This window comes from Vibrio sp. QJM3NY_21, from assembly GCF_057785975.1.
In genome coordinates this window covers 2,109,089-2,128,604 of record NZ_CM173513.1, presented here as the reverse complement: position 1 = coordinate 2,128,604, position 19,516 = coordinate 2,109,089, and the positions used below count along the sequence as shown (strand labels likewise).

The 19,516-nt window shown below is 44.9% G+C and carries 15 protein-coding genes; 4 read left to right on the top strand and 11 right to left on the bottom strand.

Translation table 11 applies throughout. From position 1 onward, the window contains the following. Positions 1-164 precede the first annotated feature (164 nt). Entirely contained in the window at positions 165-1,853 is a 1,689-nt protein-coding gene (locus AC3CID_RS09405; RefSeq protein ID WP_004733414.1) for an NAD-dependent malic enzyme, read from the bottom strand. 184 nt (positions 1,854-2,037) lie between these two features. Between AC3CID_RS09405 and AC3CID_RS09400 the strand changes: the two genes are divergently transcribed. Continuing rightward, positions 2,038-4,416: a helicase-related protein gene (locus AC3CID_RS09400; protein ID WP_488526458.1), complete on the top strand. Its 2,379-nt coding sequence runs from the start codon at positions 2,038-2,040 to the stop codon at positions 4,414-4,416. 203 nt (positions 4,417-4,619) lie between these two features. Then, a complete protein-coding gene (locus tag AC3CID_RS09395; protein WP_054547386.1) occupies positions 4,620-4,997 on the top strand; it encodes a hypothetical protein in 378 nt (125 codons plus the stop codon). Positions 4,998-5,164: 167 nt separating this feature from the next. Here the strand turns inward: AC3CID_RS09395 and AC3CID_RS09390 are convergent, their stop codons facing one another. From AC3CID_RS09390 to AC3CID_RS09360, 7 genes are all read right to left on the bottom strand, one after another. After that, on the bottom strand, positions 5,165-6,268 hold the full coding sequence (locus AC3CID_RS09390; RefSeq protein WP_004733417.1) for a phosphoribosylaminoimidazolesuccinocarboxamide synthase: 1,104 nt from the start codon (positions 6,266-6,268) through the stop codon (positions 5,165-5,167). Between the two features lie 310 nt (positions 6,269-6,578). Then, complete coding sequence (locus AC3CID_RS09385; RefSeq protein ID WP_488526457.1) at positions 6,579-6,986, bottom strand: SulA-like leucine-rich domain-containing protein; 408 nt, start codon at positions 6,984-6,986, stop codon at positions 6,579-6,581. Positions 6,987-7,349: 363 nt separating this feature from the next. Further along, on the bottom strand, positions 7,350-7,538 hold the full coding sequence (locus AC3CID_RS09380; RefSeq protein ID WP_479274225.1) for a hypothetical protein: 189 nt from the start codon (positions 7,536-7,538) through the stop codon (positions 7,350-7,352). Between the two features lie 165 nt (positions 7,539-7,703). Further along, entirely contained in the window at positions 7,704-8,798 is a 1,095-nt protein-coding gene (locus AC3CID_RS09375) for a tetratricopeptide repeat protein (RefSeq protein WP_488526456.1), read from the bottom strand. A 157-nt stretch (positions 8,799-8,955) separates the two neighbouring features. Then, complete coding sequence (locus tag AC3CID_RS09370; RefSeq protein WP_004733421.1) at positions 8,956-9,624, bottom strand: YiaD family glycine zipper/OmpA-like lipoprotein; 669 nt, start codon at positions 9,622-9,624, stop codon at positions 8,956-8,958. A gap of 142 nt (positions 9,625-9,766) precedes the next feature. Beyond that, positions 9,767-10,456, bottom strand: a complete 690-nt coding sequence (locus AC3CID_RS09365) for a DUF2786 domain-containing protein (RefSeq protein WP_004733422.1) — start codon at positions 10,454-10,456, stop codon at positions 9,767-9,769. A 208-nt stretch (positions 10,457-10,664) separates the two neighbouring features. After that, the gene (locus AC3CID_RS09360) at positions 10,665-11,348 is read right to left on the bottom strand and encodes a DUF3334 family protein (protein WP_004733423.1); all 684 of its coding nucleotides are present in this window, start codon (positions 11,346-11,348) and stop codon (positions 10,665-10,667) included. Positions 11,349-11,570: 222 nt separating this feature from the next. Here AC3CID_RS09360 and ydiJ point away from each other — a divergent pair, with 222 nt between their 5' ends. Beyond that, the gene (ydiJ, locus tag AC3CID_RS09355) at positions 11,571-14,606 is read left to right on the top strand and encodes a D-2-hydroxyglutarate dehydrogenase YdiJ (RefSeq protein ID WP_372244045.1); all 3,036 of its coding nucleotides are present in this window, start codon (positions 11,571-11,573) and stop codon (positions 14,604-14,606) included. 66 nt (positions 14,607-14,672) lie between these two features. After that, positions 14,673-15,134, top strand: coding sequence for a methyltransferase family protein (locus AC3CID_RS09350; protein ID WP_488526455.1), 462 nt, complete (start codon positions 14,673-14,675; stop codon positions 15,132-15,134). A gap of 129 nt (positions 15,135-15,263) precedes the next feature. Here the strand turns inward: AC3CID_RS09350 and AC3CID_RS09345 are convergent, their stop codons facing one another. From AC3CID_RS09345 to hutU, 3 genes are all read right to left on the bottom strand, one after another. Beyond that, a complete protein-coding gene (locus AC3CID_RS09345) occupies positions 15,264-15,989 on the bottom strand; it encodes a DUF3581 domain-containing protein (protein WP_488526454.1) in 726 nt (241 codons plus the stop codon). A 226-nt stretch (positions 15,990-16,215) separates the two neighbouring features. Further along, positions 16,216-17,748, bottom strand: coding sequence for a histidine ammonia-lyase (hutH, locus tag AC3CID_RS09340; RefSeq protein ID WP_488526453.1), 1,533 nt, complete (start codon positions 17,746-17,748; stop codon positions 16,216-16,218). Positions 17,749-17,762: 14 nt separating this feature from the next. Next, on the bottom strand, positions 17,763-19,457 hold the full coding sequence (hutU, locus tag AC3CID_RS09335; protein WP_488526452.1) for a urocanate hydratase: 1,695 nt from the start codon (positions 19,455-19,457) through the stop codon (positions 17,763-17,765). Positions 19,458-19,516 lie beyond the last annotated feature (59 nt).

Genomic DNA, 19,516 nt, shown 5'->3' with positions numbered 1-19,516 from the left:
CCAAATAAAAATGAGAAAAATCAGTTAAAAAGACAAGACAGTGTAAAGAAAAAAGCCCCTGCAATTGCAGAGGCTCATATAAGAGTCGTTAACGCTCTTTATTCAAAGCGCAGTACGCATTATTCCAAGCGCAGTACGCTTTATTGAGAGCGCAGCACGCTTTATTAGAATGCAGTACGCTTGTAGCGACGGTAAACCGGCTGCCAGAAATGCTGGTCAATCGCTTGTTGAAGAGCTTCTTCAGTGATCTCTAGTGCAACACCCTGCTCAATCGCTTTTTTACCAACGGCAAGAGCAATCTTCTTAGATACGGTGTGAATCTCTTCCAATGGTGGAAGTAGCGCACCTGAACCATTGATAGCAAGTGGAGAGCACGTAGCAAGCGCACGGCTTGATTCCATCAGCATTTCATCAGTGATACGTGAAGCATTCACAGCCAATACACCAAGGCCAATACCTGGGAAGATGTAGCTGTTGTTACACTGAGCGATTGGGTAAGTGGTGCCGTTATGAGTTACTGGCTCAAACGGGCTACCTGTCGCAACCAGTGCTTGGCCATCAGTCCAACGAATAATGTCGTTTGGAGTTGCTTCAACACGGCTTGTTGGGTTAGACAGTGGGAACACGATAGGGCGTTCACAGTGTAGGTTCATCTCTTTGATGACTTCTTTGCTGAACAGACCTGGAGCACCAGATACACCAACTAATACTGTTGGTTTCGCATGACGAACAACGTCTAGTAGAGAGAAACCAGTGCCGTCGCTTTCCCAGTCTTTGGTGTTTTCGTTGGTTTGAACGAGACGCTGTTGGAAATCAAGCAGGTTTTGCATGCCTTCCTGTAGCAGACCCCAACGGTCAACCATGTAAACTTGAGAGCGTGCTTGTGCATCGCTGATACCTTCAGACACCATTTGAGCAATGATAGCTTCAGCAATACCACAACCTGCAGAACCCGCACCTAAGAAGGTGATGCGTTGATCTGAAAGTTTGCTGTTTGCTGCTTTACATGCTGCAAGTAGAGAACCAACCGTTACGGCTGCTGTGCCTTGGATGTCATCGTTGAAACAACAGAGGCGATCTTTGTAACGCTCAAGCAGTGGCATTGCGTTCTTTTGTGCGAAATCTTCGAACTGAACTAATGCATCAGGCCAACGGCGTTGAACCGCTTGGATGAACTCTTCAACGAATGCATCGTAGTCAGCACCTGTGATACGAGGGTGACGCCAGCCCATGTACATTGGGTCTGCAAGACGTTGAGGGTTGTTTGTACCCACATCGAGCACGATAGGTAGCATGTAAGCTGGGCTGATACCGCCACAAGCTGTGTACAGTGCTAGCTTACCAATTGGAATACCCATGCCACCGATACCTTGGTCTCCCAAACCAAGAATACGCTCACCATCCGTAACCACGATAACTTTAACGTTGTGGTTTGTCGCATTGTTCAGTAGGTCATCGATACGATCGCGGTTCGGGTATGAGATAAACAGACCACGGCCACGACGGTAAATATTTGAGAAGTTCTCACATGCTGCGCCAACCGTTGGCGTGTAAATGATAGGCATCATTTCAGAAATGTGGTTTTGAACTAAACGATAAAAAAGCGTTTCATTAGTGTCTTGGATGTTACGAAGGTAGATATGCTTATCCATATCACTTTCGAAGTTACAATATTGCTTGTATGCACGTCCTACTTGCTCTTGGATTGTTTCGGTCGTTTCCGGTAACAAGCCTTCAAGGTTGAAAGAACTGCGCTCTTCAGCAGAGAATGCGCTGCCTTTGTTTAGAAGAGGGGTACTTAGTAGAGCAGGACCAGCATAAGGGATATATAGAGGGCGTTTATCGTTGTTCATTGGATGCCTAATATGGGAGAAAGGGTAACCGAAAAATGATAACGGTTTAGTTATTCAATTGTAAATAGTTTCCCTCCGATCTTTGCAAACAAAATGATATTCTTACCCATGTCCCACACTTATCGAATTCTAGCGCCATAATTCGTTATACTTCGCTCACACTTTTTCGCGACTCCTCCTTTTTATGTCATTACTTCCTATCGATTCTTATCAAAACGTATTCCACGAGCAAATCGCCAATTCTCACCTTGTAGTCGAAGCTGAAACCGGATCGGGTAAATCAACGCGTTTGCCACTTTGGGCTTCTCAGCATGGACGAGTGCTGGTGGTGGAACCAAGACGTATCGCGTGTACGTCATTAGCTAAATACCTCGCACAGCAATCGGGTGAGAAGCTTGGTAGCAAGGTTGGTTATGCGATTAAGCTTGAGTCGGAGTACAACGAGCAAACTAACGTTGTTTTTGTGACGCCCGGTATCGCGCTGCGTTGGTTATCAGAAGACGGATTAGCCAGTTTTGATGTGATTGTGGTGGATGAGTTTCACGAGAGGCGTTGGGACATTGATCTGCTGGTGGCGATTCTCAAACAAAAAGAGAGCCATCGCTTGGTGATCACTTCAGCAACCATTGAAGGGGAGCGTCTTGCTCATTACTTGGATGCGAATCGAATTAGCTGTGAGGGGCGAACTTATCAAGTTGAGATTGAGCACAGAGCGAATGAATCAAGAGCATTGCCCGACATTCGACATCTAGAGCAACGCATTGCTGAAGAAGTGAATCATCAACTGCTCGCTTCACATGGCGATATCTTGGTTTTCCTACCGGGTAAAAAAGAGATCGTGCAATGTGAACAAGCCTTGGCAAAGAATCCAGACATCCAAGTAGTGAAATTGCATGCGTCGGTCAGTGAAAAAGAGCGAGATTTAGCGTTATCGGGTCGTAATATCAATACTGAAGGTAATGGTCTGAGAAAGGTCATACTTGCGACCAACGTTGCTGAAACCTCCCTCACCATACCTGATATTGGCGTGGTGATAGATTCAGGGTTAGAAAGACGCACCGTTCAACGAAACGGAAGAACCACACTGATGCTTAAGTCCATATCACGAGCGAGTGCCAAACAACGAGCTGGCCGCGCGGGTAGGGTGATGGATGGTGTCTGCGTTCGTCTGTATGGCGAGCATGCGGCGTTAGAGTTAGTCACGCCACCTGAATTGCAGCGTGAAGAGTTGACTGAACCTATGTTGGCCGCGGCATGTTGTGGTGCTCCGTTTGAGAGCTTGTCCTTCCTTGATCCTATTCCTGAGAAGTCATTAAACAGCGCGACTCAAACCTTGCTGACGATGGAGGCGATTAATAGCGACCATAAAATTACCGAGCATGGCAAAAAGCTGTATCCGCTGCCGATTGATGCTTTGTATGCCGATATTGTGACTCGAATCAAAACCAAAGCATTAAAAGAAGCGATGGTCGATCTCACAGCGGCGTTGTCCGTTCCTGCTCGCTTATACCAATTACCAAACAATGCAGAACATCTTGAAGCGCTGGCTCAGCAAGAAAAGGAAGGGTGTGATTTAAGCCTGTTGATTCAGATTGTTCGTGGTCGCGATTATCCGCATTTAGAAATCGACCAACAGGCACTGAATGAAGCACAAGGGCTGGCAAAGCAAATGCGTGAGGTGTTTGAACTTCCTCAATTAGAAGTCGCGTCACGTTTCCTGCGTATTGAACTGCTTAAGACTATTGTGAATTTGCATCCTGAGCTGGTGTTTGTGCGCCGACTGAAGAGGAAAGAAGCCTTTGCCAATGGAGTGTTAGAGGTAGTACTCGGCCGTCAGAATCGTTTCCCGGACAATGCACAAGCGATGTTGGTACTTGATACCCATAGTTTGCCGGGAAGAGGTGTTAAGCAAACACTGACCTTAGCGACGGTCACGGCACCTATTCCTCTTGAGCTTATCATTGAAGCGGAACTCGGAGAGTGGGAGCAAGGTGAAACAAGAGTAAATGATGATGGTGTCTTTACCGAGATGGCTTTGGTGTATGCAGGCCGTACAATTACGACTAAGCTCGTCGCGGCTGAAGGGCAACTATCATTAAAGCCTATTGTCGATCTTGTGTTAAAAGGCGTCCAACTGCCCGGTTTTGCAAAGGTTCGTACTCAAGAAATCAGACACTGGCAGTTGTATGTAAAACTTGGGCTCGATGAACAAACAAAATATACTCCTGAGATCGAGCAACTTAGCTTTGAACTATGGTTTATACAACAGCTTGAGGTGTTAGGGGTTACCGATGTCAGTGAGCTAGAAATGTTTGAACATTCAGACATTTCATTTGATGGTATCCCAGAATGGCTCTATTCAGAGTTCTCTGAAAAATACCCGTTTGCACTGAGCCTTGCCGACTTACAACTCGATGTAGAATACTTGCCCGCGCGAAAGCTGATTTACGTGCACTATCAATCGGGTAGCCGAAAGTTATCACCAAAACGCTGGGAGCTGCCAATATGGTCTGGCTGGCGTATTCAATACAAAAAAGCGAGCCGGATAATTGATATAAAATAGATAGATAAGTTTTATCTCTAAAATATTAATCAAATAGGTGCATATATGATTATTCAGTGCTTATTTTGTTACAAAATTGATTTTTATATGCCTTTTTAACCAATCAAAAGGTCATAAAAGACTATTCTTCTATATCCTATTGCTATAAAGAAAGAGTTGATAGATATTGAGTATATTGTGTTGTCAAAGTGTCGGGGGACATCATGGATAAACAGATAGAGACGCGTGTAGAGTTCGATTACACAACCTTTCTTGGCGCCTCATGCAGTAAAAAATGGACTTTTCTGGAAGCACTAACCACAATTGCGCCAGTATTCAGTACCGTCTGGCGAGATAGCATTAAAGAGCTAGCAAGCCCTGAAGATCGTTTATGGCAGATGGCATTAAAATCAATGTCGACGCGTAAAAGTGATGAGTCAAACATTGTTACCTTACTTAAGCTAGCTAGGCTGGAAGGGATCAATGAGCTCAAAGTTGTTATGCCATATTCTCTTGAAGAAGAGCAGATAGAGTACATCGAGACGCGCAGTCATTTGGTGATCGCCGAGAATACTGGAGAAGAGTTTACTATCAAGCTGTAATCTCTCAGTATTGCTTAGAGCTTAGAGCTTAGAGCTTAGAGCATGCAGCTTAGAAACTAGCTTAAAGAATATTAAAACCGCACATGTAAAAAGGGCCTCAATAATGATGAGGCCCTTTTAGTATCTGGAACTTGTGTTTACGAGCTTACTCGCTTTCTAGAATGCAATCAGTCAACTAGACCATAGTCAGCACGCAGTACATCGATAATTTCTTGCTTAGGATTTTCGCTCAGTACGATCTCTGCACCTGTGATTTTCGCTGCGATATCAAGATAAGTACGAGACAGAGACATCAGTGAATCAAGAGGCAACTCATTGTCACGAGCTAATGCTTCACGTTCTGGCATGCGTTCTTTGTTCAAAAGGATGTCTGCATCAGGAAAGTAGTTAAGCAAGAACTGACGGAACCCCTCTTTCGAGTTTTCAACGATGTTGCCTTTGTTGTATTCCTGAGTATCCCAAATGCGAGATGAATCTGGAGTACCCACTTCGTCCATGTAGATCAGCTTTTCTTTACCTTGAGCATCGTTGACGTAACCAAATTCAAACTTTGTATCCACAAAGGTTTGGTCGACTTTCGCGAGTGCTTGGCTGATAACGTTGAAGCCTTCTTTTAGCAGCTTCTCGTAGTGTGCGATATCGCTTGCTTGAGTAAAGTTGAACGCTGCGAAGTTATCTTCGATGTTGTTACGCGAGATGTTCACATCGTCAGCTTCTGGAACACCAGGGATACCTTTCAAAATCCCTTTTGTTGAAGGCGTGATCAGTAGCTCAGGGAGCTTCTTGTCTTTCTCAAGGCCTTCAGGCATCTCGATACCGCAGAATTCACGCTCGCCGTTTGCGTATGCACGCCACATTGAGCCGGTGATGTATTGACGACAAATCGCTTCGATCATGACTGGGCGAGCTTTTTGTACAATCCATACAAACGGGTGAGGGATATCAAGAATATGACTGTCAGCAAGTCCGTTGTCTTTAAACAATTTGAACCAGTGGTTAGAGATAGCATTCAAAGCTGCTCCTTTTCCTGGAACACCTTTAAGATTACCTTCACCACGCCAGATACAATCAAATGCAGAGATACGGTCACTGATCACCATGATTGCTAAAGGCGCATCTGGTGCTACATCGTAGCCTTTCTCTTTAATTAGTCGTTGACTATCTTCTTCAGTTAACCAATAGACTGAGCGAACTTTGCCACTGTGGACAGGTTTGTCAGTACGGATTGGTAGGTCATCATTTACGGCAAGAACTTGATCAGCAAGGCTCATTTAGACATTCCTATCTTTTATCAAACGTCATACAGAGAAGTGCGGTGTGCACATGATTAGACGGGCATTATACTCAATCTACTATTTCCTTCCAGATAAAAAGCAAACGATTGCTAAATCTATTGTTTAAATAAAAACCCCCGCCTAACAATTCGCCAAAAAATAGGCGAATCGTAGGGCAGGGGAAGGCAGTATATTTGGACTGTGTTTTGGAGCTATGCGGTTAAGTTAACTTAAGTTTGTTAGCTAAACGATTAAGTTATGTTTGTGGGCCATGTTTTTGAGCCAACATGTTATTAAGCAAGGTAGCTTAGTGAATGCGCTCTGAATTCGCATCCATAAAGAACACTTCACACTGAAAGCGCATTCCTAGTGTTCTTAGGTATTGCTGACTGAATTGATCAATCGATGCACTTGCCACAATCGCACTCGCATTCTTAGAGCGAATGGCTTTCTCGACGGTTTCTACCTCAGTCATCTGATGAGAGGCTTTCATATGAATAACTCGGTCGCAGCAAACATTATGTTGCTTTAGCTGCTTAGCGGATGGTCTCGGTGTTTGAGCGGTAAACAGTAGCCACTGATGTTGGTTGGACAGCAACGCCATTCTTGCAAATAACGCTTTCTCGTTTGAATTTTTGCTTTTACGAGAAACTGATGTAAATGCGCAGTGAACTAGCGGGCTAGAGTGTTGGGCTTTAACGTGTGCTTGAATCATTTTGCTGTCCTTATATACATGCTGTATGTGTATACAGTAGTTTTAGTTACTTATAAGATCAAGCGTTTTTTGCGGGATTATTGGACGATTCTGTTTGAAGTTATAGGTGTGATGTTGTTAAGTGATTGAAATTATTTAATAAATTAAATTCGAATGAATTTTCTGTTTTGTCTCATAAGTTGAAAAAATGTGAGCTTTATACAGGTGTATACAGTGGTTTTGATAGAAAAGTACTGTATACGCCTGTATAGAAGAGAGAAGAGAGAAGAGAGAAGAGAGAAGAGAGAAGAGAAGAGAAAAAATCTAAAACCACAGACACAAAAAAAGCGCCTTAGGCGCTTTCTTATATTTCAACGGTGTTGCTTATCTCAATGTCGCTTGGGAGAGTTTTGCTCTCATTTCCATTTCACCAATATTGAACTGGCGAACATCAATGGTTGCAATATCATTGCACTCATTACATGCATGATGACACTTACCATCTAGGTAGTCGTGCTTTTTAACTAGGCTTGGCTTTTTGCACCAATCACAAACGCCTTCTACTGTGAACATATTCTCTCCTCACCTGTTTAAGTCAGGTGTATTTTCGGCGCAAATTATGACACAAGTAAGACCCATTAGTTAATAGTTTGTTACCCGTTTTTGAGAGGGGGATCGATTGCAACACTAATAAAATCGATATCTTTGCGACCTTGCAAATTTAATATGTGTGGTTGTTTACGGTTTTGTAACATTTTGTAAAATGGTTTTTAGCGCATTGTTCAAACGTTTCATTTCTTCGTCACATCCGTGACCATCTGGATGGTAGATCTTTGATAATTGTTTGTATCGTATCTTGATGCTTTTCTGGTCCAGAATTGAGCTAGGCGTGTAGCCAAATAGCGCACAGGCTACCTGAAAATTGTTCAAGCTCTTGTTATTTTTCTGCTTCTTCAGTTCGTTATAGATAGTCTGAAGTTGGCGCTTTTGCTGTTTGATGGTGAAGTCTTTCGCGCTAAGCTGCGCTTCAAATATCTGTTGTTGCTGATTTAACTCACCAGACTTCAGGATCTGTCGCTTTCGCGATATAACCAGAGTCGCGCTGATACTCACTATTGCAATTAAAACGGCCAGTACTGCGCCACTTATATAGTCAGAGCTTGTTAGGTTAGAATGTGTTGCTTGGTCTCTAGAAGTTAGTGCCGAAGGGAAGGTGCTCGGTTGATTCGTATTGGCTTCTGCACTGACGTTGTCATTGAGCTGCTCAATCGAAGAGATCTGCTTGGCGCGTTGTTGGTTAAATTGTGCTTCCAGAACGCGATTGTAACCATCTTCTGCATCAGGGTTGTCTTTTAGGGCCGCTTCATACCATAGCTGTGCTGCATCTAATGGTTGGAGTAGATCTTTCTCAAGCGAGGACTCATAGATCTTTGCGACCTCAACTGAGGCGCGTTTGTTACCTTGCAATGCTGATTTGATAAACCATTCTAAAGCTAGCTTGTTGCTTTGCTCTACACCTGTCCCTGATAAATATAATTCAGCCAGCCTAAATTGCGCATTTGCATTGCCGTTATCCGCTGATTGCGAGTACCAATAAAATGCATCGCTGGTGCTCAAAGGGACGTCGACACCCGATTCATAAGCTTGAGCTAATTGGTATTGAGAAACTGGATCTTGAGGTTGTGACTCTTGAGGTTGTGACTTTAGTGAAAACTCATCACTGCTTTCTGCGTGAACGAAATGTGGAGTGGACAACGGTATCGTGGAAAAGATGAGGGCTAGAAATAGAGGCCTAAGAAATGACGATGACAGAAAGTTGGATAGGATAAGCAAAAGATAAGTCTCGTAAAAAAGCCCAGTCCCGATGTATCAGGATGAATACGCTATGTGCCTGAGTGTTAAGTCGTAACGCTTAAAATAAGCGATACGAATGACAAGCAACTATATAGTGGTTAATTCAATAGATAAAGGTAACTGGGCTTTAATCGTGCTACTTAAGCGGCAAGATTTGAATTTCTACGCGACGGTTACAAGCACGACCTTGAGAGGTGTTGTTGTCACATAGAGGGTAACGTTCACCGTTACCACGAGCAATGGCACGACCTGCAGCAACGTCTTGAGAGATCAAGAATGCACGAACAGATTCAGCACGACGCTCAGAAAGGATTTGGTTAGACGACTCGCTGCCAGTGCTGTCAGTGTGACCGTCGATCACTAGGCTAGTGTCTGGGTATTCAACTAAGATACGAGCAACACCACGTAGTGTGTTGTGAATACTAGACTCTAAAGCGTAAGAGCCAGAACCAAAACCAATGCCGTTTTCTAGGCGAAGTAGAAGCTGGTTCTCACCAACGCGTTCAACTTGAACACCAGAGTTCATGAGCTCTTCACGAAGTGCAGCTTCTTGTTGGTCGAAGTAGTAACCGATACCACCACCAACGGCGGCGCCACCAGCAGCACCGATGAGTGCACGTTTACGGCGATCTTTAGAATCGTCACCAGTAGCAGCACCAGCAACGGCACCAGCGATTGCACCAATTAGAGCGCCTTGAGTTGCAGAGTTCGTCTCAGATTCGCCTGTTGTAGCATTTTGGCGTTGAGTTGCCTGACAACCCGTTAGAGCGACAGTAAGCGCTAGGGCTAGTGTGATTTTTTTCAACGTATTTCTCCATCATGTACTTCTGTCAAACGCATGGATTGCGAATGACAAACATATAGTCCTATAAGTATTATTGATGGTTTTAACAATGTGCTGAGAAAATGTAAAGAGCAAGCATTATGATTTAGCTAAATGGCATGCTCTACGATTTGGTGATTTTTTTAGCTGCTTGAGTTCCGCCAACAGGGCGGTTTACCGAAAGCTTACGACCTTTCTTCAAGCCAACTTCATAGTCAGCGGTGAGGTTTTTCATCGCTTCTCTGAGTTGTTGTTTGAAGGTTTCACGGTCAATATTTTCAAATTCTTTATCAATGTAGTTATTGATTTTGTTGTTTGACTCGTCGTCCGGGGTAATGATTGGCAACTTTTCAAGCGCACCTTCTACCCAACCAGAGACGTAAGAGTTCACACGACGAGTGACTTCGAGAGTTCCGGTACCAGATCCTGCAAAGCTGTTTCTGAATTGACCCGTATGCTCGTTCAATTCGCGATAAATAATATCGAAAGCAAAGGCAGCAAAGATTGCTCGATCAGCTTCACCAATGAACTCCACACGCTTAAGGCCTTTGTGGTTCAGTAATACGGCTTCTACGCCAAACTTGGTGTTAATACCACGAATAACACGCAGCAGTGTAGAGCTGATATTTGCAGGTAACAGATGACTGGACTGAGTTTTCCCCATCTTGATAAATTCAATATCGTCTTTCTCGAGACCATATTTCAGCATCAAGTTATGCGCCATTTTTATCGCATTGGCCGCTTCATTGACGTTCGCAGAATTTCCAAGCTCAAGGCACTTGGCAATTTTCTTTAGGGCTTTTTTCTTATCCATCGACTACTTAATCATTACCGCAAATTTTGAAAAGTCCGACATTTTACATGTTTTGGCAGGTAACAGCAAAGTCAAAAGTCATTTGTTATTACGCGGTGAGCCATTATGAAGGATGGAAGAGGCGGCTTCTGGGTCATACAAAAACGCCATCAAGCGTATTGATGGCGTTAGTGACACGATTTTCCGGATTAACTAGAGCATTAGCAAACTAGATACCAAGTTCATCGAGTAGATCGGCTGCCGAATCATTACCTGAACTTTGAGCGGGCTTATTCGCTTCCTGCATTTTTTTCTGAGTAGCCTCAAGAATACTGTCTGGACATTCGTCTTCAGCGATCTCAAATTCTTCTAATTGGATGAATTCTGTCTTATCCATTGCAAGCTCTAGATAGAAGATGTTGTTGTTTGCAGTCGAGAAGGTCACTCGGCGAGCTTGTGGACGATCTAGGTTAGTATCAACAGAAAGGTTTACTTGCTTGTTCAATGCCAGCATTTTCGGTTGGTTCTGTGTGATGTTGGTTTGCAGTTCTTTACGGATCTTATTGGTGAAATCACCAACTAACTGGTTCATTAACTCACCCAAAACATCGCCCACTTCGTCAGACGTGTGAAGTACTGCCAGCTCATCTTCTGGCATGCCCATGTTACGCATGTAATTGGTATAGATCTCTAGCGCGGCTTTAGACGTAAAATTGATGACAACAAGACCAGAAAAGCCACCGTCAAATAAGACGAAACAACCAAAGTCTGGCTTCAGACTTGTCTTGTTGATCTTTTGAACCATAGCTGAATAGGACACCTGAGAAGCCGTCGCTGAAGTGAGTACGCTTGAGACTGATTGGCATAGCTTAAGAAGAATATCTTCAGTTGTGACTGTTTTGTTTTTTTTCATTGTGATGTGCTCATGGAGATGTCTTAAACAAAATGTTATTCAGTATATTGGACTGAATTAAGACGAAAGTGACTATATTCTCCATTCTTGCACTGAGATTCTGATTTGATCACCTTTTTATATGATCTTAATAGTAGTAAAGTGACGAAATTCAAAGAAAATTATTAAAAATCTCAGATAACCCAATGCTGATAGGATCAGCGAAGTAGGGGCAGGAAGCAAATGTTACCAAGACTTCAACTTAATGCTGATGTCGATCCAGTAGTCGTACGCTTTTTAGATGAACTAAAAACAGCGGGCTTTACTGGCGACATTGAATCTCAATATTCTAGCCGTTTGGCTGTGGCGACTGATAACAGTGTCTATCAGCAATTGCCGCAGGCGGTCATCCTTCCTAAAACAACTCAAGACGTTGTGTTGCTCGGTCAGTTGGGTGCTAAATCCGCTTACGAACGCGTGACCTTTTCCCCTCGTGGCGGCGGTACCGGAACCAACGGACAATCTTTAACAAAAGGTGTCGTGGTTGACCTTTCACGACACATGAATAAAGTTCTTGAGATTAACGAGAAAGAGGGCTGGGTAAGAGTTCAGTCTGGCGTCGTTAAAGACCAATTGAATGATGCGGTACGTCCCTACGGTTACTTTTTCTCTCCAGACCTTTCTACCAGTAACCGAGCAACCTTAGGTGGCATGATCAATACCGATGCTTCGGGCCAAGGGTCGTTGAAGTACGGAAAAACGTCAGATCATGTATTGTCATTGCAAGCGGTGTTCGCGGATGGTTCGTGTCTAGAGTCTGATTTATCACACGGCTTGCCAGTTGAGGGTGAGTTTGCTCACCATGCCCTTGCGGTTACTGAAGCCGTTTGTCGAGACAAGCGCGCTCAAATTCTTAATAAATTCCCACCGCTGAACCGCTTCTTAACAGGTTACGACCTAAAGAACGCAATCAACGAACAAGATGACACCTTTGATCTGACTCGCGTCCTATGTGGTGCCGAGGGCTCATTAGCCTTCATTACGGAAGCTAAGCTCAACCTAACGCCGATTCCCAAAGCGCGAACGCTGGTCAACGTGAAATACAACACGTTCGATTCTGCGCTGCGTAATGCGCCGTTCATGGTAGAAGCGAAAGCGCTGTCTGTTGAGACGGTTGATTCAAGAGTATTGAACCTAGCGAAGCAAGACATCGTTTGGCACACTGTGAGCGACCTGCTTATGGATGTTCCCAATAAAGAGATGCTTGGCATCAACATGGTTGAGTTTGCAGGCCAAGATGAAGCGGAAGTTGAACAACAAGTTCAAGCACTGACGGCACAACTTGAAAGCATGCTTGAAACCGAAGAAGCTGGTGTGATTGGCTTCCAAGTATGCAGTGACTTAGCGAGCATTGGCCGAATCTACAACATGCGTAAGAAAGCGGTAGGTTTATTGGGTGCGGCGAAAGGCCGAGCTAAGCCAGTCGCTTTTGCTGAAGATACCTGTGTACCACCGGAAAACTTGGCCGACTTCATCTCTGAATTTAGAGTCTTACTCGATTCAAAAGAGTTGAACTACGGCATGTTTGGTCACGTGGATGCGGGCGTACTGCATGTTCGTCCAGCACTTGATCTGTGTGATCCGATGCAAGAAGCATTAATGCACGAAGTCTCTGATGAAGTGGTTAAGCTGGTGGCGAAATACGGCGGCTTGATGTGGGGAGAACACGGAAAAGGCTTCCGCTCTGAGTATGGCCCTGACTTCTTTGGTGAGGAACTGTTTACCGAATTAAGACGGGTTAAAGCAGCGTTCGACCCGCACAACAAGATGAACCCAGGAAAGATCTGTACGCCATTAGAAAGCGATGCTGAGTTGGTGAAAGTCACCGATACCAAGCGTGGCTTCTACGACCGTCAGATCGACGTACAAGTTCGTGATAGCTTCAAACAAGCTATGGAATGTAACGGTAACGGCTTGTGCTTCAACTACGATACGAGCTCGCCAATGTGTCCTTCGATGAAAGTCACGGCTGACCGTCGTCATTCACCAAAAGGCCGCGCAGGTTTGGTAAGAGAGTGGTTGCGTCAGTTAACGGAACAAGGCGTCGATATTCTCGATTTAGAGCAGGAAGCGCTGAAGGACAATACTCCGGTTAAAACCATGGTTGAGCGTGTTCGTAACACGATGAACAAACGCCATGAGTACGATTTCTCGCATGAAGTTCACGAAGCGATGAACGGTTGTCTTGCATGTAAAGCGTGTGCGAGCCAGTGTCCTATTAAAGTCGATGTGCCGAGCTTCCGTTCCCGATTCTTGAACATCTATTACTCGCGTTATCAGCGCCCAGCAAAAGACTATTTAGTTGCCAACATTGAAACCATGCTGCCGCTGATGGCGAAAGCGCCGAAAGTCGTGAACGCAGCATTGGGTCAAAAGTGGATACAAACCGCAACGGCTAAAACGGTCGGTTATGTTGATGCACCACTGATGTCGGTGCCTACGCTAAAAAATCGTCTGGCGAGCAAAGAGCTGCAACTCTTCGATTTACAGTACCTAGAAGGGCTCTCTTCTGAGCAGAAGAAACAGCATGTACTTATCGTTCAAGACCCGTTTACTAGCTTTTATGATGCAGAGGTAGTTGAAGACTTCGTTACTCTGGCTCAAAAGCTTGGCAAAACACCGGTACTGCTGCCGTTTAAGCCAAATGGAAAAGCGCTGCACATTAAAGGCTTCTTAAGTCGCTTTGCGCGTGAAGCGAAATCCACATCGGATTTTTTGTCGATGGTGGCGGATATCGGCATTCCTTTGGTGGGTGTTGATCCTGCACTGGTACTTTGTTATCGCGATGAATACGTCGAGATCTTAGGTGACAAGCGTGGCGACTTTGATGTGCTCACCGTGCATGAATGGTTAATGCCATCGTTAGGTGAGTTCGAAGCGCGCTCAGCAAGTGAAGATATGTGGTACTTGTTCGCTCACTGTACTGAGAAAACCAAAATGCCGAACGCTGAAAAAGAGTGGGGCGCTATCTTTAAACATTTTGGCGCTGCGTTAACCAGCGTTCCTGTCGGCTGTTGTGGTATGGCGGGTACTTTCGGTCACGAGGTCGATAAGCTGCAAATGTCGAAAGACATATACGGTTTAAGCTGGAAGCCTCGAATGCAGGACTTACCAAAAGATCGTTGTTTGGTGACAGGTTATTCTTGCCGTAGCCAAGTGAAGCGTTTTGAAGGTGAGAAGCTTGCTCACCCATTACAGGCGCTAGCAAAAATTCTTTAATACATTTAGCCCAGCAATTGCTGGGCTTTTTTCTAAACTAACAAAGGAATGTTAATAAGGAAAAGTATGAAATTTCTAGAATTAAAAGTACCACCCGTTGCACTGTTCATTATTGTATTCGTAGCATCATACTTCTGCGCTCAGCAGTTGAGCCAAGGAGCATTGGCACTGCCTTATGGAATGGTTGTGCTCGGTATCGGGATTGTATTGAGTGGCGTTATTGGAATATCAGGCATATGGGAGTTTCGAAAACAGAAAACCACTGTTAATCCGATCAAAGTCGAAACCGCCTCGTCAGTCGTGGACAGCGGTATCTTTGGCTACACGCGAAACCCAATGTATCTAGGTCTATTCATCCTACTGTTTTGCTTCGGTTACTTCTTCCAAAACCTATTCAGTGTTTTGCTTAGCTTTGTATTCGTGATTTACATGACTCAGTTCCAAATTAAGCCAGAAGAGCGCGCTCTAGAGCAATTGTTCGGTGCGGAATATGTTGATTACAAACAAAAGGTTAGGCGCTGGATTTAGTATTGACTTGAGTGTCTTCGTGTAGTCAGGGATCGTACTAAAAAAGCCCAGCTTGAGGATATCAAGCTGGGCTTTATTGATCTTGTTCTAGAGCTTATTTACATCGAGATGTGTAAATAAGGATGCTGATTAAGCGGCAGCTGCGAACTGAGCTAGAAACATCTCTTTACGCTCGTTGAAGCGGTTTACTAGGTCGTCTACAGAAGCTTGGTCGTATGGCTTAAGGCCACTTGCTACCATGCGTTTCACGCCTTTACCGACAACTTCGCCGTCTTCTTTGAAATCAAAGTTCAGTGTCACGATGCCACGCTTGCCTTCAACATCAAAAGTCGCACCAGAGAATTCAACTTCTGGGTGAGATAGGTCTAGGCGAGTAAATTCAACTACCATGCTCTCGTAAATCACAAGAGGGCGTTGGCAGTTGATCATCATCTGTTGCTCTTCCATAAGAGGAACCATGATATGTGGGAAGTTCATACCAGAGAACTTAACGTAGTTTGTTACTACGTGCTCAATGAACGCTTGATCGTGGCTCTTTTCACCTTCACAAGACATGTGTAGGTACTCTTTGCCTTTCTCGTCAACCAGTGAGCTTTCTTTCTCACACTTGTTGTCAACGCTTAGCGCAATACCGTTACCCACCATACCTGAAAAATCAAAACGCATTTTTTGGCTGATGCCTTCTTTTTGCAGGAGTACTGCAAACAAAAGATCGCCAGGCACGCAGAAGCGCTTATTGTCTTCATCGTGAATTGGGTTGAAGTCAGCTGCTACTTTTTTAGCAAAGTGGCTAGCCTGTTCACGAGTGAATTGAAATTGATTGTCTTCAGTAGAAAAGTAAGGTGTCAGAAACATAGTATCGCTATTAGTCATCAAATCTGGCGTGGATTATAGCTAACTAACTTCGATCTAATGGTCTATCCAGTTAACTTTGTATATATATCAGCCAATTAGATAAATACGTTGGATGGTATGTGACGATTTTTAAGAGGGTATGGTCTTTGACTCCATGCAACAAGGGCTAATCAATAGCCCTTGTTTATACAACACTTTAAGAGGTGTTGTTTAGAGTGTTTTTGCTTTAAAAACTACACAGAGTGCCTTCTGGCATTAGATGGTTATGAACGGACAACTTAAGTAACAGGTTCGCTTGTTCAATATCAGGTGAGAAGTAGCGATCTTTGTCGTAGAAGCTGACCTTCTCACGCAGAATTTGTTTCGCCTCTTCTACGCGAGGAGACGAAAGGTTTGGCGCTCGGAAGTCTAACCCTTGTGCTGCAGCTAAATATTCTACGGCCAAAATCCCTCGTGTATTTTCGGCCATGTATCTAAGCCTGCGTGCTGCGAAGGTTGCCATCGATACGTGGTCTTCTTGGTTTGCAGAAGTTGGTAGGCTATCTATTGACGCTGGATGAGCCAGTGTTTTGTTCTCACTCGCCAATGCTGCAGACGTTACCTGAGCAATCATAAATCCTGAGTTCACGCCGCCGTTATCTACCAAGAAAGGTGGAAGTTTGCTTAGCGCGCTATCGATTAACAGTGCCATTCTTCGTTCTGACAAGCTACCTATCTCGGCGATTGCCAATGCAAGGTTATCGGCTGCCATTGCGACGGGTTCGGCGTGGAAGTTACCACCTGAAATGATGTCACCGTCTTCAGCAAAAACAAGTGGGTTGTCGGATACGGCATTTGCTTCAATGTTTAAGGTTTCTGCTGAATTACGAATCTGCTGTAAACACGCCCCCATCACTTGAGGCTGGCAACGCAGCGAATAAGGGTCTTGAACCTTTTCACAACAAGTGTGTGATTCACCAATCTCACTCTTTTGATCAAGCATATGGCGGTAAGCAAGGGCTGCATCCATTTGCCCACGGTGACCACGAACGCGATGAATACGCGGATCAAACGGACGACGGCTACCCAGCGCGGCTTCAACAGACATTGCACCACACACGGTTGCAGACGCAAACAAGTCTTCAGCTGCGAACAGACCTTCTAATGCAAATGCTGTCGATGCTTGTGTGCCGTTTAACAGCGCTAAGCCTTCTTTAGGAGCTAGCGTAATAGGCTCTAAGCCTGCGATCTGCATAGCTTCTAAGCCTGTGATGATTTTACCGTTGTGGCGTGCTTGGCCTTCACCTAGCAGTACTGTACTCATGTGGGCTAGGGGAGCGAGATCTCCTGATGCACCAACCGAGCCTTTTTGAGGAACACATGGGTAAACCTGCGCGTTCACTAGATCGATAAGAGCGTTAATCACTTTCAGGCCAATACCCGAGTAACCACGAGACAAGCTGTTAATCTTTAACACCATCATCAAACGCACAGTTTCATCAGACATGAACTTGCCGATGCCCGCCGCGTGAGAAAGCACGATACTTTTCTGTAGTACTTCTAAATCTTCTGGGGCGATTTTGGTATTCGCTAATAAGCCAAAACCTGTATTGATGCCATACACAGTGCGATCTTCAGCGATCACTTGTTCGACAACGTGCATGCTCGCTTCAATATCAGGGATTGCAGCAGGGTCGAGTGATAAATTTACAGGGCTACGGCTAATCTTACGCAGTTCAGGTAGGCCAAGAAGTCCTGGTTTAAGTAATAAATTCAACATGTATTCTCCAGACATTAAAGGCGACGAAGTTCTTCGTTTAGCATAGGTAAATCAAGCTTCTGCTCTTTAGCACACTGCTTGGCAATATCGTAACCCGCATCAGCATGACGCATAACGCCAGTTGCCGGATCATTGTGAAGTACACGAGCAATACGCTGTGATGCATCTTCACTGCCGTCACAACAAATCACCATACCTGAGTGTTGTGAGAAGCCCATGCCAACGCCGCCACCATGGTGGAGAGAAACCCATGTTGCGCCGCCTGCAGTATTCAGCAGAGCGTTCAATAGAGGCCAATCTGAAACGGCATCTGAGCCATCCATCATGCCTTCTGTTTCACGGTTCGGGCTTGCCACTGAACCTGAATCTAGGTGGTCACGACCGATAACAACTGGTGCTTTCAGTTCGCCATTTTTAACCATTTCATTGAATGCTTGGCCTAAACGTTCACGATCTTTCAAGCCAACCCAACAGATACGCGCTGGTAAGCCTTGGAACTGAATGCGTTCACGCGCCATATCTAACCAGTTGTGCAAATGTGGGTTGTCTGGAATCAGTTCTTTTACTTTTTGGTCTGTTTTGTAGATGTCTTCTGGGTCGCCAGAAAGGGCAGCCCAACGGAACGGACCGACGCCTTCACAAAATAAAGGTCGTATATATGCGGGAACGAAACCTGGGAAATCAAATGCATTCTCCACACCTTCTTCCAATGCCATTTGGCGAATGTTATTACCGTAATCTACAGTCGCAGCACCACGGTACTGAAGAGCTAACATAGCTTGAACTTGAATCGCCATCGATTGTTTTGCGGCTTTCACTACTTTCGCTTCATCAATTAAACGTTCTTGTGCTGCTTTCTCCATCGTCCAACCTTGCGGCAAGTAGCCGTTCAGCGGATCGTGGGCAGAGGTTTGGTCAGTCACTACGTCAGGCGTGATATTGCGTTCAACAAGCTCTGGGAATACGTCTGCTGCGTTACCGAGTAGGCCAACAGAGATTGGTGTGTCTGATTCTTTAATCATTGCCATCGCTTCATCTATGCTGGTGGCTTTTTTGTCGACATAGCCTGTACGCAAGCGGTAATCGATTCGTGATTCATCACATTCAACCGCAATCATCGAGAAGCCAGCCATAGTCGCTGCGAGAGGTTGAGCACCACCCATACCGCCGAGGCCACCAGTAAGAACCCATTTGCCGTTTGCTTCGCCTTGGAAGTGCTTTTTCGCGATAGCAACAAACGTTTCATAAGTACCTTGAACGATGCCTTGTGAGCCAATGTAAATCCAGCTGCCTGCTGTCATTTGGCCGTACATCATTAAGCCTTCTTTATCGAGCTCGTTGAAGTGCTCCCAGTTCGCCCAGTGTGGAACAAGGTTAGAATTCGCGATCAATACGCGAGGTGCGTTTTTATGAGTCGGGAACACGCCCACAGGTTTACCTGATTGAACAAGTAACGTTTGGTCGTCTTCTAAACGCTCTAATACTTCAACAATCTTGTCATAACATTTCCAATCACGCGCCGCGCGACCGATACCACCATACACAACCAGTGCATGTGGGTGTTCTGCCACATCAGGGTCTAGGTTGTTCATCAGCATACGCAGTGGTGCTTCTGTTAACCAAGATTTAGCGCGCAAAGTGGTGCCATGAGGTGCGCGAATTTCGCGAGTCGTGTCGAGACGAGGGTCACTGTTGTGGTGTTCCGTCATTTTGGAATTCCTTCTGTTTCACGTTATATCGTTGTAGTTGTAGTTATCGGTATAGCTGG

What these genes read in the sequence shown, in the direction of transcription:
- AC3CID_RS09405 (WP_004733414.1), bottom strand. Translation starts at nt 1,853, where the DNA reads ATGAACAACGATAAACGCCCTCTATATATCCCTTATGCTGGTCCTGCT.
- AC3CID_RS09400 (WP_488526458.1), top strand. Translation starts at nt 2,038, where the DNA reads ATGTCATTACTTCCTATCGATTCTTATCAAAACGTATTCCACGAGCAA.
- AC3CID_RS09395 (WP_054547386.1), top strand. Translation starts at nt 4,620, where the DNA reads ATGGATAAACAGATAGAGACGCGTGTAGAGTTCGATTACACAACCTTT.
- AC3CID_RS09390 (WP_004733417.1), bottom strand. Translation starts at nt 6,268, where the DNA reads ATGAGCCTTGCTGATCAAGTTCTTGCCGTAAATGATGACCTACCAATC.
- AC3CID_RS09385 (WP_488526457.1), bottom strand. Translation starts at nt 6,986, where the DNA reads ATGATTCAAGCACACGTTAAAGCCCAACACTCTAGCCCGCTAGTTCAC.
- AC3CID_RS09380 (WP_479274225.1), bottom strand. Translation starts at nt 7,538, where the DNA reads ATGTTCACAGTAGAAGGCGTTTGTGATTGGTGCAAAAAGCCAAGCCTA.
- AC3CID_RS09365 (WP_004733422.1), bottom strand. Translation starts at nt 10,456, where the DNA reads ATGGATAAGAAAAAAGCCCTAAAGAAAATTGCCAAGTGCCTTGAGCTT.
- AC3CID_RS09360 (WP_004733423.1), bottom strand. Translation starts at nt 11,348, where the DNA reads ATGAAAAAAAACAAAACAGTCACAACTGAAGATATTCTTCTTAAGCTA.
- ydiJ (WP_372244045.1), top strand. Translation starts at nt 11,571, where the DNA reads ATGTTACCAAGACTTCAACTTAATGCTGATGTCGATCCAGTAGTCGTA.
- AC3CID_RS09350 (WP_488526455.1), top strand. Translation starts at nt 14,673, where the DNA reads ATGAAATTTCTAGAATTAAAAGTACCACCCGTTGCACTGTTCATTATT.
- AC3CID_RS09345 (WP_488526454.1), bottom strand. Translation starts at nt 15,989, where the DNA reads ATGTTTCTGACACCTTACTTTTCTACTGAAGACAATCAATTTCAATTC.
- hutH (WP_488526453.1), bottom strand. Translation starts at nt 17,748, where the DNA reads ATGTTGAATTTATTACTTAAACCAGGACTTCTTGGCCTACCTGAACTG.
- hutU (WP_488526452.1), bottom strand. Translation starts at nt 19,457, where the DNA reads ATGACGGAACACCACAACAGTGACCCTCGTCTCGACACGACTCGCGAA.